We start from the raw sequence: 16,560 nt of genomic DNA on the forward strand, positions 1-16,560 counted from the left end.
CGCCTCGCGCCCGCCGGGGTCCAACGCACCCGAGGACACGGTTTATCCAAGCGCCGAGGAAACGCTGGCCTCGCTCGACCTCGATCCCCGTCAGTGGCAAAGGCTTTGCGTCTGTGCCATCGCGCGCACGGGAACCAGAGACGAGGTTCAGGGCGAAACGGTCAAGGACAACGTGATCTTCATGGACCGGCTGGGATAGGCTAGGTGTATGATCCCACGGTTTGATGGTGTGATCCTCTCGAAGGAACGGAAGGATGCCCTATGGGACAAGTTCGTCACGGAAGCGCCACGTACTGTTACCCGGCAGGCGATTTGCATGGCAAATCTGCCGAGAGGGCACGCACGACGTCAGAGCAGCAATACAGCGATCCACTGCCCGACAGGGTCATGCGCAGCATGATCCCGAGAGGGGAAAGCTTCGCTCGCGACGTTGAGCCGGGAGCTCGGGATCAATCCCAAGACGGTTGCGAAGTGGCGCAAACGGCAGACGGTCGATGATCGCAAGACCGGCCCAACGGAGCCTCGTTCGATGGTCCTCACGGAGGCTGAGGAGGCGGCCAGCCCGCGATGAACAGCGCACCAGGGAACAGAGTCAGGCCGCCCACATGTCATCCCCCGGTCGGCGGGACCAGCGGCACGTAATTGTCGCCGTTCACAGTGCCATCGAAGAACGGCACGATGCCGACGACCGGCATCGGCACGACCACCAGCAGGCCGATCAACATCTGTACTCGAACGGTGCCAAGGATGCCCCGGTGCTGGGTCGCGAAAGGGATCAGCATCAGCGCAGCGCCGATGAAGAATGTTGCGCCCACGTCGATATCCGCAAGCCCGAGGAGCGAGAAGCGCAGCACTGAAGAGCGTTGCAGGAACGGCGTGTTGGCCTCGGTCAGCGCAGCGATTGCGGCCTGTGCCGCAGCGCCGTCAGCCAGGCCCAGGATCGCTTGCGCGTTGGCGGCGCTGCCAAGCCAGGCCAGCACCTCTGGCGCGTCCGGGGTAAAGACCGGCATCGGGGCGACGGCGTTCCGGACATAGCCCGCTGCGATGGCGCACCCCAGCGACAGAACCGGAGTCCAGGCGAACCAGTTCCACCAGACCGGCAGCGGTGCGAGGAACTTGCTGTAACGTAGCCAGGCGGCGGCACCATAGACGGCAGCCCCACCCGGCTTGTCTTTGAAAAGGCCGGCAATTTCGGCGTCGCTATAGGCCTGCTAAAGGCCCATGCAGACCGAGATCGTCCAAACGAGAAAGGCAAGTTTGCCCTCCACGTCGCCGATCCCGCCAATCGAGATCAGCACAAGCGCGGGCACGCCGCTTGCGATCCAGAAGGCCCCTTTCCAGTCGATGGCACGGTGCAGCCCGCCCACCTCGTTCACGGATGTTTTGGCACGATGTCCGCCGCGGAATTTAAGGACATGTTTCCTCCCTTTTGAACTTTTCGCCAGTTTCTGAATTTGCACACCAGACAATTGCATTGCACCAAGCAGGAACAAACTTCGAACCCAGCCCGATGTCCGGCTTGAGGGAACGGCAGGAGATGTCGTCTGAAACACCCGAAACCGGCGGGCCTGTCCCGAGATGGCGTCGCTGCCATCCGAATTCTCCCTTGAGATACAGGCGGGTGCCGGGGCGTGTCTTCAAAGCCCGTCGTGAAGGGAGGATTTGCGTCGCATGCGCGCCGGGCCTGCGGCAATAGTTCGAAGGTCGGGTGTGCCGGTCGCGCCGCAAATCGGCGCGTTTCCATATCAAAGGCGGGGGCAGCACCGGAATCACGGGCGCCGCCGCGCGGTTCGTCCAGCGGCGGCATCTACGACCTTTGTTTAATTTCTGGCAAAATAGCTTTACAAAAGTTAAACATTGGGATGAGTTGCAATCATGACAAGCAGCACCCCCTTCCTCTCTCTGCAAGAGCCTCACGCCGAGACCCTGCGCGAAGACAATGCGCGGCGGCTTGAGGCGCTGGCGGACCCTGAGGTCCTGATCATCGGCGGCGGCGTCAACGGTGTGGCGACACTGCGCGAGCTGGCACTGAACGGCGTGTCCTGCGTGCTGCTCGACACTGGGGATTTCTGCACCGGCGCCAGCGGTGCATCGAGCCGGATGGCCCATGGCGGGCTGCGCTATCTCGAAGGGCGCGAATTCCGGCTGGTGGCCGAGTCCGCGCGCGAGAGAAACCGGCTCGTTGCCCATGCGGGTCATCTGGTCAAGCCGCTCGAAATCGTTGTGCCGATCGAGCATCGCCTGCGGGGCTTCGGGCGGGCAGTGCTGCGTTTTCTGGGTCTGTCGAAGCGCAGCGGGCCGATGTCGCTGCTTGCGCTCGAAGGGGGCCTGCTGGTCTACGAAATCTTCGGGCGGCGCGAGCATCCCCTGCCCTCGCACCGCACCTTTCTGCGCCGGTCGGGCTTTCCCGAAGGGCTGCGCGATACGACACGCGCTGTAACCAGCTATTTCGACGGCCAGATCACCCAGCCAGAGGGGCTGGTGATGGAAATGCTGCGCGAGGCGCTGGATCAGGGGCCGCAGGTTGCCGCGTTGAACCATGTCTCCTGGCAGGCCGAGGGCGGCGCAATCTCCCTGCGCGACCGCTTCGGCACCGGCAGTTGGACGCTGCGCCCCAGGGTGATCGTCAACGCCACCGGCGCCTGGATCGATCAGGTCAACGCCGAGCTTGGCGGAAACACCCGTTACCTGCGCGGCATCAAGGGCGCGCATCTGGTGCTGCACAACCCGAAGCTTTTCGAGCGGATGGCCGGGCGGGCCTTCTACTTCGACGATGGCACCGGGCGCATGGTCATCACTCTGCCCGTGGACCGGAACGTGCTGGTCGGCACCACCGAGGTCGAGACCACGGATCCCGATGATCGCCGTGTCGCCGAGGATGAGATCGCCTATTTGCTGCGCGCCATGGATGGACTGTTTACCGACATCTCGGTGGACCGCTCACAGATCGTCTCGGTCACCTCGGGCATCCGCCCCCTGCGCAGGGGCGTTGAAGGATCGGCGACCAGTGCGGCACGGGATCACGCCCTTGAAGAAGACCGGTTTCCGGCCTGCCCCGCGCCCGTGCTGTCTCTGGTCGGCGGCAAGTGGACCACCTTCCGTGCTTTTGGCGAAGAAAGTGCGGATCGCGCGCTGGCGCTGCTGGGACGGTCGCGCCGCGTTTCGACCGCCGCGCGGAACTATCCCGGCGCAAGCGCTTGCACTGCCGAAGAACTGGACCTGCCGCAGTCGCTCGGCAAGCGGCTGATCGACCGCTACGGCGCTCTGGCGCGCAAGGTTGCGCCGCTTTGCCGCGAAGAGGGTGCCGTGCCGCTGGCGGGGGCGTCGGACTGGTGCCGGGGCGAGATTCGCTGGGCGATCCGCGCGCGCGGTGCCGCCACGCTTGGAGATCTGGTGCTGCGCCGGACCCGGCTGAGCTTTGGTGAGGGGCTGCGGCCCGAGACGCTCGAGGATCTGGTCACCCTGCTGTCGCAGGAGACGGGGCGCGACGGGGCCGAGCTGGAGGCAGAGCGCCGCGCCGCCCTGCGCGATCCTAGACTGATGGGGAGCCGCGCCGAACCGGCGTCGATATAGGGACGGGGAGACCGGATCATGAGCACACCAGTGCTGATCGCCATTGATGCCGGTGGGACGGCGGTAAAGGTCGTGGCCTTCGACCTGGAAGGCGTCGAGATCGCCACCGAAACCGCGGATGTTCCCACGCAGCACCACCCGGACGGCCGTGTCGAACGCGATCTGGAGCCGTTCTGGACCGGCACCGTTTCGGCGCTGCGCCGCCTGACGGCCGCTTGTGCAGGACGTGAGATCCTGGGGGTGGGCTGCACCGGCTTCGGCAACGGCATCTTTCTCGTCGACGAAGATGGCCGCGCCACCCGCCCCGGCATCGTGTCGGTGGATCACCGGGCTCAGCCGCTTGTCGATGCACTCACCAAGACGGGTGCCGCGCGCGAAATCTCTGCCGTGACCGGGCACCGTCTTTGGGGTGGCCAGACGGTGATGCAGATCGCCCGCCTGGCGCAGACCGAGCCGGAGGTCATGGCGCGCACCCGCTGGGCGCTTGCCTGCAAGGACGTCATCCGCTTGCGGCTGACCGGCGCGGCACTGACCGACCCGAGCGATGCCAGCGGCGGCGGGCTGGTGGATCTGGCCTCAGGCGATTATGCTACGGAGGTGCTTGAACGGCTGGGCCTTGGCGCGCATCTGCACCGCCTGCCGCCCATCGTGGCGAGCGACGCGGTCGCGGGCCGCATCAGCCGAGAGGCCGCCGAGGCCACCGGCCTGCCCCAGGGCACCCCCGTCGCCGGCTCAATGATGGATGTCGCCGCCTGTTCGCTGGGCGCGGGCGCGGTGGATGCGCCGGTGCTGACCATGATCGCGGGCACCTGGTCGATCAACAGCCTTGAAAGCGATGCACCGCTGGGCGACGCCGCGCCGATCCTGAACATGCTCTATCGTGGCGACAAGCGTCTGATTGCAGAGGGCAGCCCAAGCTCTGCGGCCAATCTTGGCTGGTTTCTCGACCGGGCCCTGGGGCAGCGCGTTGGTGTGGACGAGGCGAACGCGCTCGTGGCCGCAAGCCGGGCAACCGGGCGGCGCTGCCAGTTCATGCCTTACGTCTTCGGGCCGGAACCGCGTCGGGGCAGCTTTGTCGATCTTGGGGCAACCGACGATCTGGGAACCATGCTGCGCGCGATCTACGAAGGGGTCGCCTTTCAGGCGCGCCGCCATGCCGAGGATGCCGTGGGTCTGGCCGGGCAGGTCTTTCCCGGAACCATCCGGCTGGCGGGGGGCGCCGCGAAATCGCCGGTCTGGACCCAGATCTTTGCCGATATTTGCCAGCGCCCGGTCGAGGCCGTGCGCGCCGGAGAGGTGGGCGCACTGGGGGCCGCGATCTGCGCCGCCGTTGCGTCGGGCGCCTATCGCGATCTGGCCGAGGCCACGGCGCGGATGACGGGCACGGCCCGTCGCGATGTTCCCGACCCGACGCTTGCCGAGCTCTACGAAACACGCTTCCGCGCGTTCCGTCGGTTCGACCTGGGACTGGCGGCCATGATGATGGACTGAGCGCCTTCGGGACGCCGGGCGAGACAAACAGCTTTTCAAGGGAGGAAAGACAATGAGAAAGACGACGTTTCTACTGACAACCGCGCTCTGCGCAGCGGCGCTACAGGCCCAGGCGCAGGACATGTCCTGCAAGGGGAAGCTGTCGACGCTCAACGTGATCGGACAGGGGATGCCCGCCGTCACCGCGCTGGACTCCTACCTGCCCGAGTTCAACGAGAAATGGGATACCGAAGTCAAGGTGACCATGCTGGGCGAGAACGAGCGCCGCGCCAAGGCCCGCCTCGATGCCTCGACCGGCGCGGGAGCATATCAGGTGCTCTATATCGACGAGGCGAACCTTGCCGAATATGTCGATGCGGGCTGGGTCTATCCGCTGGCCGAGGTGGTGCCCGAAAACTATGAGATCGGCGATTTTCGCACCGATCTGAGCAATGTCGCCACGGTTGACGGCGTGCTGTATTTCGCCCCCTTCGTGGGCGGCGGCGACGTGATGATGTACCGCAAGGACCTGCTTGAAGACGCCGGGATCGACACGCCGACCACGCTGGACGAGATGGTCGCGGCGATCAAGGCGCTGGACGAGGCCGACAACGGCGCGCATGGCTGGTCGGCGCGCGGTCAGCGCGGGTCTGGCATGAATGTCTGGCGCTGGACGCCGTTCTTCCGCGCCATGGGCGGCGAATGGCTCGACGGCGATATGCCCGCCTTCAACAGCGATGCGGGCGTTGAGGCGACAGACCTGTACATCGACCTGATGAAAAGCGCGCCTCCGGGTGTGGCGACCTTCAACTGGTCGGATTCGGTCGAGGCGTTCCGGGGTGGCCAGGTCGCCATCCTGATTGAATCCGACGTGTTCGGCCCGTGGATGGAGGACCCGGCGAAGTCCTCGGTGGTGGGCAAGGTCGGCTACGCGCCGCCGCCCGACCCGCTGCCCTCGGCAGGCTGGGCGCATGGCTGGGCGGTGTCCAAGACCGGCGCGGCGGACGATTGCACCAAAGCCATCGCAGGCGATTTCGTGGGCTGGGCCACCTCCAAGGAGATGGAGCAGCGCCGGCTCGAGGCGGGCATCGCCTCGGATATCGGCCGCACCTCGACACTGCAAAGCGACGCCTACAAGGCGCTGGTGCCTGCCGAGTACATCGAAGCGCTGCTGGCCACCGGCGACAAGACCAACCTTCTGATCATGAAGAGCCCGGTCTGGCCTGAAATCGGCGACAACCTTGGCCTGACGCTCGAAGAGCTGTTCGCGGGCACCCGTGACGACGTGCGCGGTGCGCTGGACGAGGCGGCCTTCTTTGCCGAAGACAGCCTGATGCAGCTCAAATAACGCCCCCTTTCCGGCGCGCCCCGCTTTTGGGTGCGCCGGAGCCATCCTTTGCCTGAAGGACATGCCATGACCCGGAAACGGTTCGTCACCTTGTCGCTTGTGCCAGCAATCGGCCTGCTTGCTACGCTGGCGCTGGTTTCGGTGGCCGGTGCTGTGTGGTTCTCGTTGATGAACCGGACCCTGCGCTCGGCAGATTACGACTTCGTCGGCGCCTACAACTTCCTGCGCCTGCTGCGCGACCGGCGCTTCATGAACGCGCTGGAAATCTCGGCGCTTTGGGAAATCATCACCGTGCTCGGAACGCTGGCACTGGCGGTGCTGCTGGCGGTAATGATCTTCGAGACGGTGAAGAAACCGCTTTGGCGCAACCTCTTGTGCTTTGCCTTCCTGGTGCCGGTGCTGCTGCCCCGGGTGGCGGCGGCGTTCATCTGGCGGTTCCTCTATTCGCCCTCGCTCGGTGTCATCAACTACCTGTGCGGTCTGGTCGGCATCGGCCCGGTCGAGTTCCTGGCGGACCCATCGCTGGCGCTGATCTCGGTCGCGGTGGTGGATATCTGGCAATGGGGCCTGTTCTTCACCGTGATCCTGCTCAAGCTGCTGGAGACGCTGCCGCGCGATCCCATCGAGGCGGCGCTGCTGGACCGCGCCCGCACCTGGGAGATCCACGCCTATGTCACCCTGCCGATGCTCAAGGGGCCGCTGATCAGCCTGGCACTGGTCAAGGCGGTGGAAAGCCTGCGGTCGTTTGATCTGATCTTCGTGATGACCGGCGGGGGGCCGGGCACTGCGACCGAAACGCTCGACCTCTACGCCTATCAGATGGGCATCAACATGGGTGGGCGCATCTCCTATGCCTCGGCCATGTCCATCCTGCTGCTGATCGTCACCACGGTCGCCTTCACCATCATCTGGAAAGCGGGGAAGAAATGGGCAAGCTGATTTCCGCCATCGGTGTGCGCGTGCTGCTGGCCGTGCTGATCGTCGTGGCGCTGGGGCCGATCCTCTGGACCGTGCTCGGTGCCTTCAAGGAGCTGCGCGACATCGTCACCCCGGTGCCCAAACTCGTCTTCGAGCCGACGCTGGACAATTTCGCCACCATCCTGCGCAACCCCACGATCCGCGACGGGCTGCTGCATTCGGCGATTGTCGTCTCGGTCTCTGTGCTGATCGGCGCGCTGCTGGGCATTCCGGCGGCCCATGTGCTGGCCCGCCACGCGCGGCGCTATGGCGACGACGTGCAGTTCTTTGTGCTGTCGCTGCGCTTCATGCCACCGGTGGCCATCGCGATCCCCTTTATCGTCATCTACCTCGATCTCGGGATTTACGACACGCTGTTCGGGCTGATCCTTGTCTACCTCATCACCACCATCTCGACGGTGATCTGGCTCGCCGTGCCCGCCTTCGAGCGGGTGCCGCAGAACATCGAGGAAGCCGCCGCCATGGAGGGCTGCGGCCCGGCCGAGATCTTCTGGCGCTTTTCCCTGCCCGTCGCGGCACCGTCGCTCTTCGGCGCGCTGGTCTTCACCTTCGTGCTGGTCTGGAACGAGCTGCTGCTGGCGCTGACCTTGGCCGCGCAGAACGCGACGCTGCCCGTGGTGGCCGCCTCGATCACCTCGCTGGGCAAGGAAGTGCCCTGGGGCGTCATCAACGCCGCGACCGTGGTGCTGGTTCTGCCGCCGCTCGTCTTCATCGGCCTTCTGATGGGCCTGCTCAACACCATGGTCCGCAGCGGCCCGAAATAGGACACATCCCATGGCCAATATTTCCTGTACCGATATCGTAAAGTCCTATGGCGCCCATCCGGTGATCGAAGGCATGAACCTCGACATTCCCGACCACGAATTCGTGGTCTTCCTCGGCCCCTCGGGCTGCGGCAAGTCGACCATGCTGCGCATGATTGCCGGGCTCGAAGAGGTGACGGGCGGGCGCATCGTCATCGGCGGCACCGACGTGACCACCCTGCCCCCGGGCGAGCGCGGCGTCGCGATGGTGTTCCAGAGCTACGCGCTTTACCCGCATATGAGCGTCGCCGACAACATCACCTTCGGCCTGCGCCGTCAGGGTATTGCCAGGGCCGAGATCGCGCCGCGTCTTGCCCATGTAGCGCAGATGCTGGGGCTCGAGCCGTATCTCGACCGCAAGCCCAAGAACCTCTCGGGCGGCCAGCAGCAGCGCGTTGCCATGGCCCGCGCGATGATCAAGACGCCCAAGGTGTTCCTTTTCGACGAGCCGCTGTCGAACCTCGACGCCAAGCTGCGCGAAAAGCTGCGGACCGAGATCCGCAAGATGCACCTGCAACTCAAGACCACGACGATTTTCGTCACCCACGATCAGCTCGAAGCCATGACAATCGCCGATCGCATCGTGCTGATGCGCGACGGGTGCATCGAGCAGATGGGCACTCCCGACGAGATCTTCGAACGGCCCGCCACGCGCTTCGTCGCGGATTTCATCGGCACGCCCGCGATGAACTTCCTGCACGCCACCATGCAGGACGGCCATGTTGCCCGCGCGGGCAACATCGCGCTGCGGCTCTCGCCCACTGACTTCCCCCGCCTGCGCCCCGGCCAGAAGGTCGAACTGGGCCTGCGCCCCGCCCGGATGGAGCTGTGCCCGGAAGGCACGCCCGGCGCGCTGACCGGCACGGTGGTGCTGGTCGAGAACATGGGCGCCGAGGGGCAGGTCATCACTGATGTGGACGGGCATGAGATGTCCTTTACCACCCCGGCCTTCCGGGGGCTCGCAATCGGGGATCGGGTGAGCTTTGCCATCGACCCCGGGCATGTCCACGCCTTCGACCCGCAAAGCGGGCACAGCCTTCGGGAGGAGTAACCCAATGACCCGCTACGCCGACAAGATCGCCCGCATCCGCGCGGGCAGCTATCGCAAGGGCGACTACATGATCGCCGACGCCAAGGATTCCGATGTCACCGGCGGCATCACCACCACCGGCGCGCGGCGCGATGCCTCCGGGATGCCCAGCGGCCCGCGCACCCGCCCCGAATTCCTGCGCCAGATCCGGACCGTGGTCGAACAGGACGTGGTCGACATCATGCTGACCTCCGCCGGCAACATGGCCGCGCTGCGCGAGGCAGGCGTTTTCGAAGGCAGCGCCATCCAGCCCGCGTTTCGCGCCAATGAAACAACCTGCGTCTGGGGCAATGTGCGCGGCGCGGGCTATGCCGCACAGCCCTCCCGCCCCTATCGCGGCGCGAATCTGGGCTTTGCCCCGGCGGATCTGTGTCTTTATTCGATCACCTTCAACAACGACACCGAGGCCGACGCCGATGCTCTGGAACGCTATGCCGTGTTTCGCGCCGAAGCGCGTGACGCCGGGGTGCGGCATTTCCTTGAAGTGTTCAACCCGAACGTCGCGGGGGCTGTTGCCCCCGAGGACACCGGCGCCTTTGTAACCGATTGCATCATTCGACTGCTGGCGAGCCTGACCCCGACTGAGCGGCCCGAGTTCCTGAAGGTCGCCTATAACGGACCCGAGCACATGGCGGCGCTTGCCGCGCATGACCCCTCGATGGTGGTTGGTGTTCTGGGCGGCGCGGGCGCCACGCATCGCGACACGTTCGAACTGCTGGCGCAATCCGAACGCCATGGCGCGCGGCTGGCGCTGTTCGGGCGCAAGATCAACCAGGCCGAAGATCAATGCGCGCTGATCTCCTGGATGCGCCGGGTTGCCGATGGCGAGACGACGCCCGCCGAAGCCGTCCGGGGCTATCACGCCGATCTCGCGACGCGTGGATTGCAGGCTGATCGCACTCTTGAAGACGATCTTCGGATCACTGCGGAGAGTCTGTGCTTTGACGCTGTCCCCGAGCCGGTCTAGCCTGCGCCACTCGCCTCGCACTCAAAGGACAGCAATGGCCCGTTCCAACCACCCATCCGACCGGATCGTAGCCGAGATTGCGTGGCTGTATTACATCAAGGGTTATAACCAGGCCGAGATCGCCAAACGGATGAACCTGTCCCGACCGACGGTCATCACCTACCTGCGGCTGGCGCGCGAGCGTCAGATCGTGGGGGTGAAAATCGCGGGGCTGCATTTCCGGGTCAACGACCTGGCGGATGCGCTATGCGCGCGCTACGGCCTGCAAAGCGCTTATGTCGTCCCCGAGGCCGAAAGCGCGCTGGAGACCGCCTATCAGGTGTGCGAGGCCGCCGCGCAGTTCCTGCCCGATTTCGTATCGACCGGCGACACGTTGGGCGTGAGCTGGGGGCAGACCGTGTCCTTCGTGTCCGAACGGGTGCCCTGGTGGCCGGTGCAGGGTCTGGTCGTTCGTCAGCTGATCGGCTCGCTGGCGAACCCCTTGCTGCCCACCTGCGAGAGCTGCACAACCGAGATCGCGCGGCGGCTCTCGGCGCAATGCATCAACCTAAACGCCCCGGCGGTGTGCAGCGATGCCGGGCTGGCCGCCCAGCTTCGAGCCGAGCCGATCATTGCGCAACAGCTCGACCGCCTGCTCGACTGCAACAAGGCGATCTATTCGCTCAGCCCCTGCACCCTCGACACGCATGTCGTGCAATTCAACCTCGCGACCGAGGCGGACATTTCCGATTACCGCGCGAAGGGCGCGGTGGGCATCATCGCAGGTCGCTTCATCGACCCCGAGGGCGTGCCAGTTCTCGGCGATCTAGACCGGCGCATGATCGGCGCCGATCAGGAATGCCTGCGTGGGATGGAGGGGCTGCTTGTGGTGACCGGTCTGCCCAAGATGGAAGCGACCCGTGCGGCGCTGCGCGGCGGTTATGTCAATCATGTCGTGCTCGATACGGCGCTTGCCGAAGAGCTGACGCGCAACCGGCCGGCGTGATTTTCACGCGGGTCGCGGAGCGACTTGTCGCCTTAGGTGTTCAGTCCCGGCATCTGGTGGAGCGGGTTCAGGATGAATGGATCCGGCCTCTGATGTCCAGATTTTGCAGATGTATTCGTCGGGCGCGAGCCCGTTGAGGATCTTGAGCCTACGAGCGAAGTTGTAGGCAGCCATGAAGACCGAGAGGTGCGGTCTCAGCTGACCGTGGCTGTCGTAGTGGAAGCGTTTGACGGTGGGGTCTTTGATCGTGCGGTTCATCCGTTCGACCTGCCCGTTTGTCGGGGAAACAGTCCCCCCGGACTGTTTCCCAATCCTCCATACTCCACGGATGGTTCGGGTTGGTCAGGCGGTGCTCGATCCCGCTCGACCATTGTCCTCGGACCAATGGCGGACAAGGTCTCGCCCTCACAGATCATGTCGAACCGCATTGCCCGCGCGTATGCTGTGTTCCGGTTGCGGGGCTGCGCGGCGATCTGCCCCGGGGACGGCAACACCCCTGCCCTCGCGCCCGTCTACGACCTGCTCTCGACCATTTTTTATCTTCCTGCGGACGACTTGGCCCTGTCGGGCGGCGGCGGGCGCGTCTTCAAAGCACTGACCTCAGCGCGCTGGAAGGCCTTCGACAACCGCGTCAAGCCCCCCGAACCCGCCGTTTTGAAGGTGGTTGCCGAAACTCGTCAGGCGGTCGATGCACATTGGTGGGATCTGCCCGAACGCGCCGTCGTACCCGGCGCGGTCCTGGAGCGCATCGACGCCCACGTCCGGCCGATGACGACCGTTCTGGTCGGGCGACCGAGGTCGGGGATTTCCGGACCCGCCCCAGTTGGGGATCACGGATCCGGCAAGCCATATCGGCAATGACGATCGGTCCAGCCTCACGGCGGGACGGACGCCTCATTCGGACGAAGTTCATTGAGCCTGCGCAGGTTGCAAGAAGATCGAGACCATGGCGGCTGAATTGCAACGTAACGCGCGAATGAGAAAGAAACAAAGCACGAAAACTCGTGTGAAAATACTGCACACAAAGCACATCAACCATCTGAATTAAATTACAGATTCCCCCACCCGTCATCGGGCGACGGACAGACGAGCGTTCGGGCGCAGACTTCACCGGTCATGCACGTTCTCTTGTCCTTGCTCTGGATCGGGCCGGTTCGGAGGTGAGCCAGCCACTGCCGGGCGGGGGCATGGTGCCCTGGCCGGTCGCCCTGAACACGGTCTGACGTGACTTGGATCCTGGACATAGGAGCGCCGGGCGGCGGCGGTGAACCTGCGGGCCCCTGCATCTGCAGCAAGGAAACCCGCCTGGTCACGCTCTGGGTCTCGCGTGGATGGGTCGTCGAAACAGAGGCAAAGATGATGATGCCCGATCTGCTCGAGCGACAGATCCCGTGTCGGAAGCCGGCGCGGCGCCCCCGCGCAACCTTGAACTCCGCGATGGAACCCATGCCGTGACGCCTTCGTGGCATCATGCGAATCGCGGGGAAGGCGGTTGCAGGTATTGCCGTTTGCGAGCGGCCCGACGGAGGTCGTGCGCAGGGTGGTTCGGGCGGCGTTCCGCCTCGTGCAAGACAGCTCGGCAGCTCTCAGCCCGGAAATGGCCGGACTTACATGTCCGGCGGCGGCATCCGTGCCGCCCTCATACCAAGCGCTCAAAGTCCCTTGCCACGTGGCGCGGAGGCTGCCTTGCGGCCGCAGACGCCTCAGCGGTGACGTTCACAAAACTGCCAGGAGAACACGTCGAGGTTGCAAATGACCCCCGCGGAGACACGCCAGATACACCTGCGGTTATAAATGCCCTCTATCCAACAACCCTTGATAGTGCTAACTTTTCTCCCGGAGAGGTGTTTCCCGTAGGGGGGGAGACGAGACGTTCGCGATCGGGGCAGATCCGGCAATGCCGCTTCCGTCCCATCAGGGTGGGCTTTGACATGACGGGACGCGTGGAGACGGCGCCAAAGGGCGCGGAAGACGCGGGCGGCGGGCCCCGATCCACTGCGCGCCGTGCCCGGCCCGATGACGGCACTTCGCGCCCCATAGCAACCCACGGACCGCCACCGCATTCCACGGGCACCCCGATGCCCGCATCCAGGACGTTCGACCTGACCCCGGTGCCATCACGGCCGCGAGACCCGCGCCCGTGTACAGCCACCACGACGGGGGAGAGGTCGCCCGTGGCCCTTAAGGGGATCCACGCCGCCTTGCCGGGCGGCACCGCACTCCCGCCGGGCAATTCTCTGAAGTCGCGATATTCTGAGGAGTTTCTTATGAAACCGAAGCACTGGATAGCAACGACCATTTGCAGCACCGCATTCATCGCCGGCGCCGCATTCGCCCAGGACGCGGAAACGGCCGAACAGCCGAACATCCTCGTGATCTGGGGCGACGATGTGGGTCAGTCCAACGTCTCGGCCTACACCATGGGCCTGATGGGCTACACCACGCCCAATATCGACCGGATCGCCAAGGAAGGGATGATGTTCACCGACTATTACGCCGAGCAGTCCTGCACCGCCGGCCGGTCGTCCTTCATCATGGGCCAGTCGGTCTTCCGCACCGGCCTCTCCAAGGTCGGCCTGCCCGGCGCCGAAGAGGGCATGCAGGTCGAGGATCCGACCATCGCCGGCATGCTGAAGGCGCAGGGCTACGCCACCGGCCAGTTCGGCAAGAACCACCTCGGCGACCGTGACGAGCACCTGCCGACGAACCACGGCTTCGACGAATTCATGGGCAACCTCTACCACCTGAACGCCGAGGAAGAGCCCGAGCACGAGGATTATCCGGGCGACATGGTGATGCCCGACGGCAGCACCTTCCGCGAGACCTTCGGCCCGCGCGGCGTGCTGCACTCCTACGCCGATGGCGAGATCGAGGACACCGGCCCGCTCACCCGCCAGCGCATGGAGACCGTCGACGACGAGACCGTCGCGGCGGCCATCGACTTCATCGAGCGCCAGCAGGAAGCGGGGACGCCCTGGTTCGTGTGGTGGAACGGCACCCGGATGCACGCCCGCACCCACGTTCCCGACGACGTCCGCGCCAAGGCCGACGAGATGACCGGGCGCCACCTCTCCGAGTATTCCGCCGGGATGTTGCAGCACGACATGAACGTGGGCCAGCTTCTCAACAAGATCGACGAGCTCGGAATCGCCGACAACACCTTCGTGTTCTACTCGACCGACAACGGCCCGCACATGAACACCTGGCCGGACGCGGCGATGACGCCGTTCTGGGGCGAGAAGAACACCCAGTGGGAAGGCGGCTGGCGGGTGCCCGCGATGGTGCGCTGGCCCGGCAAGGTCGAACCCGGAACCGTCTCCAACGAGATCATCCACCACATGGACTGGTTCCCGACCTTCCTCGCGATGGCAGGCAACGAAACCGTCAAGGAAGACCTGCTGACCGGCGTGACCGTGGCCGAGGTCGGCGGTGGCCGCGACTACCGCGTGCACCTCGACGGCTACAACATCCTGCCGCTGCTGACCGGCGAGACCACCGACAGCCCGCGCGAGGAGATCTTCTACTTCACCGACGACGGCGACCTTGCGGCGCTGCGCTGGAACGACTGGAAGATCACCTTCCTCGAGCAGAAGGCATGGGGCACGCTGCGGGCCTGGATGGAGCCGCTCACGCCGCTTCGCACGCCGCTGGTGTTCAACCTGCGCCGCGACCCCTACGAGCGCGCCTACCGCACCTCGAACACCTATTACGACTGGATGTTCGACCGCGCCTACATGCTGGTGCCTGCACAGCGCTATGTCGGCAACTTCCTCGAGACCTTCATCGAGTACCCGCCGCGCCAGGAAGCGGCGTCGTTCAGCCTCGACAAGGTCATGGAGAAGCTGTCGCAGCCGCACGGCGCCCAGTAAGCCGCGCTTGACGGACCGGCGGCCCCCGCCGCCGGTCCTTCCCTTTTTGAGGAGGTTCCTGCGATGCGTATTGCCGCAGCCATGATTGTCACGCTGTCCCTGCCCCTGAGCGCCCTAGCCGATCCCCTGCCGTCGTGGAACGACACCGAGGCCAAGGCCGCGATCATCGCCTTCGTCGACAAGGTCACCGACCCCGAGTCCGGCGACTTCGTCCCGGCCCACGACCGCATCGCCACCTTCGACAACGACGGCACGCTCTGGGCCGAGCAGCCGGTCTATTTCCAGGCGCTCTACGCGCTCGACGTGCTCAGGGAGAAGGCCGCGGACGATCCCTCGATCCTCGGCACCGACGTCCTGAAGGCCGCCGCCGAGGGCGATCTCGACACGGTGATGGCCAGCGGTATCGAGGGCCTGCTCGAGGTGATCAACGTCTCGCACGCGGGCATCACCGTCGATGCCTTCCAGGCCGATGCCTACGAGTGGCTCACCACCGCGACCCATCCGACCAGCGGCAAGACCTATGCCGGAATGGTCTACCAGCCGATGCTCGAGCTGCTGAGCTACCTGCGCGACGAGGGCTTCGCCACCTACATCGTCTCGGGCGGCGGCATCGACTTCATCCGCTCGTTCGCCGACGACGCCTATGGCATCCCGCCGTGGCAGGTGGTCGGCACCGAGGGCACCACGACCTTTGCCGTCGAGGAAGGCGGCGCGGTGCTCAACAAGGACGGCGGCGTCACCTTCGTCGACGACAAGGAGGGTAAGCCGGTCGGGATCATCCGCCATATCGGCCAGCGCCCGATCTTCGCCGCGGGCAATTCCGACGGGGACTTCGAGATGCTCGAATACACCACCGGCGGCGACGGGCCGTCCTTCGGACTGATCGTGCACCACACCGACGCCGAACGGGAGTTTTCCTACGATCGCGACAGCCACATCGGCGAACTGGAGCGCGGCCTCGACGAGGGCCCGGAACGCGGCTGGCTGATCGTCGACATGGCGCAGGACTGGGCGAAGGTGTTCCCGTCCGACTGAGCCTGGCGACTGGGCGCGCGGGACGCTTGCGGGAAGATGGCTTGCGGGAAGAAGGATTGAGCATGGACGACATGACCGACACCGGCGCGCGCGCCCAGATCGACGCGCTGCGCGCGCGGATGGGCGACGCGATCATCGGCCAGCGCGAGGTCATCGAGCGGCTGCTGATCGGCCTCCTGGCCAACGGCAACCTGCTGGTCGAGGGCCTCCCGGGCCTTGCCAAGACCCGCGCCATCAAGGCCCTGGCCCGGAACATGGAATGCGATTTCAGCCGCATCCAGTTCACCCCCGACCTGCTGCCCTCGGACGTCACCGGCACCGAGGTCTATTACCAGGGCGAGGGCGGCGGCTCGTTCCGCTTCGAGCCGGGGCCGATCTTCGCCAACCTCGTGCTGGCGGACGAGATCAACCGCGCGCCTGCCAAGGTGCAGGCGGCGCTGCT

At 65.3% G+C, this 16,560-nt stretch carries 14 protein-coding genes and 3 pseudogenes; 14 read left to right on the top strand and 3 right to left on the bottom strand.

The genetic code is table 11. The features are described from left to right. Both HC022_RS07880 and HC022_RS29050 read left to right on the top strand, forming a co-directional pair. Window positions 1–199 (top strand): annotated as a pseudogene (locus HC022_RS07880) (class I SAM-dependent methyltransferase); the annotation flags it as partial. Window positions 200–412: 213 nt separating this feature from the next. Further along, a pseudogene (locus HC022_RS29050) lies at window positions 413–559 on the top strand (IS481 family transposase); the annotation flags it as partial. Between the two features lie 49 nt (window positions 560–608). On the opposite strand, the gene HC022_RS07890 reads toward HC022_RS29050, so the two are convergent. Both HC022_RS07890 and HC022_RS28730 read right to left on the bottom strand, forming a co-directional pair. Further along, a complete protein-coding gene (locus HC022_RS07890) occupies window positions 609–1,190 on the bottom strand; it encodes an amino acid permease (protein WP_368484631.1) in 582 nt (193 codons plus the stop codon). Window positions 1,191–1,211: 21 nt separating this feature from the next. Further along, window positions 1,212–1,493, bottom strand: coding sequence for a hypothetical protein (locus HC022_RS28730; RefSeq protein ID WP_217703924.1), 282 nt, complete (start codon window positions 1,491–1,493; stop codon window positions 1,212–1,214). A gap of 382 nt (window positions 1,494–1,875) precedes the next feature. On the opposite strand from HC022_RS28730, the gene HC022_RS07895 reads away from it, so the two are divergent. The 8 genes from HC022_RS07895 to HC022_RS07930 all read left to right on the top strand — a co-directional run bounded on the left by HC022_RS07895 (window position 1,876) and on the right by HC022_RS07930 (window position 11,214). Continuing rightward, the gene (locus HC022_RS07895) at window positions 1,876–3,573 is read left to right on the top strand and encodes a glycerol-3-phosphate dehydrogenase/oxidase (protein WP_167452050.1); all 1,698 of its coding nucleotides are present in this window, start codon (window positions 1,876–1,878) and stop codon (window positions 3,571–3,573) included. 30 nt (window positions 3,574–3,603) lie between these two features. Next, the gene (locus HC022_RS07900; protein ID WP_368484630.1) at window positions 3,604–5,064 is read left to right on the top strand and encodes an FGGY-family carbohydrate kinase; all 1,461 of its coding nucleotides are present in this window, start codon (window positions 3,604–3,606) and stop codon (window positions 5,062–5,064) included. Between the two features lie 52 nt (window positions 5,065–5,116). Then, window positions 5,117–6,391 carry a sugar ABC transporter substrate-binding protein gene (locus HC022_RS07905; RefSeq protein WP_167452052.1) on the top strand — a complete coding sequence of 425 codons (1,275 nt, stop codon included), beginning with the start codon at window positions 5,117–5,119 and terminating at the stop codon, window positions 6,389–6,391. 66 nt (window positions 6,392–6,457) lie between these two features. Further along, the gene (locus tag HC022_RS07910; protein WP_008885819.1) at window positions 6,458–7,330 is read left to right on the top strand and encodes a carbohydrate ABC transporter permease; all 873 of its coding nucleotides are present in this window, start codon (window positions 6,458–6,460) and stop codon (window positions 7,328–7,330) included. After that, on the top strand, window positions 7,318–8,133 hold the full coding sequence (locus tag HC022_RS07915) for a carbohydrate ABC transporter permease (RefSeq protein ID WP_008884655.1): 816 nt from the start codon (window positions 7,318–7,320) through the stop codon (window positions 8,131–8,133). Before HC022_RS07910 ends, HC022_RS07915 begins: the two co-directional genes overlap by 13 nt. Window positions 8,134–8,143: 10 nt before the next feature. Next, window positions 8,144–9,223: an ABC transporter ATP-binding protein gene (locus HC022_RS07920; protein ID WP_167452053.1), complete on the top strand. Its 1,080-nt coding sequence runs from the start codon at window positions 8,144–8,146 to the stop codon at window positions 9,221–9,223. 4 nt (window positions 9,224–9,227) lie between these two features. Further along, window positions 9,228–10,229 (top strand): hypothetical protein, encoded by a 1,002-nt coding sequence (locus tag HC022_RS07925; protein ID WP_167452054.1) that lies wholly within the window; start codon window positions 9,228–9,230, stop codon window positions 10,227–10,229. A 34-nt stretch (window positions 10,230–10,263) separates the two neighbouring features. Next, a complete protein-coding gene (locus tag HC022_RS07930) occupies window positions 10,264–11,214 on the top strand; it encodes a sugar-binding transcriptional regulator (protein ID WP_167452055.1) in 951 nt (316 codons plus the stop codon). Between the two features lie 32 nt (window positions 11,215–11,246). On the opposite strand, the pseudogene HC022_RS07935 reads toward HC022_RS07930, so the two are convergent. Further along, window positions 11,247–11,493: pseudogene (locus tag HC022_RS07935) on the bottom strand (IS481 family transposase); the annotation flags it as partial. 105 nt (window positions 11,494–11,598) lie between these two features. On the opposite strand from HC022_RS07935, the gene HC022_RS07940 reads away from it, so the two are divergent. The 4 genes from HC022_RS07940 to HC022_RS07955 form a co-directional block, all read left to right on the top strand. Next, window positions 11,599–12,075, top strand: coding sequence for a hypothetical protein (locus HC022_RS07940; protein WP_175583503.1), 477 nt, complete (start codon window positions 11,599–11,601; stop codon window positions 12,073–12,075). A gap of 1,406 nt (window positions 12,076–13,481) precedes the next feature. Further along, window positions 13,482–15,083 (top strand): arylsulfatase, encoded by a 1,602-nt coding sequence (locus HC022_RS07945; RefSeq protein ID WP_167452056.1) that lies wholly within the window; start codon window positions 13,482–13,484, stop codon window positions 15,081–15,083. A 63-nt stretch (window positions 15,084–15,146) separates the two neighbouring features. Beyond that, window positions 15,147–16,118, top strand: coding sequence for an HAD family phosphatase (locus HC022_RS07950; RefSeq protein WP_167452057.1), 972 nt, complete (start codon window positions 15,147–15,149; stop codon window positions 16,116–16,118). Window positions 16,119–16,237: 119 nt separating this feature from the next. Beyond that, window positions 16,238–16,560 (top strand): AAA family ATPase (locus HC022_RS07955; protein WP_368484632.1); only part of this gene is annotated, 323 nt, incomplete at its 3' end.

This window comes from Salipiger sp. HF18, from assembly GCF_011806505.1.
Taxonomy (GTDB): domain Bacteria; phylum Pseudomonadota; class Alphaproteobacteria; order Rhodobacterales; family Rhodobacteraceae; genus Salipiger; species Salipiger thiooxidans.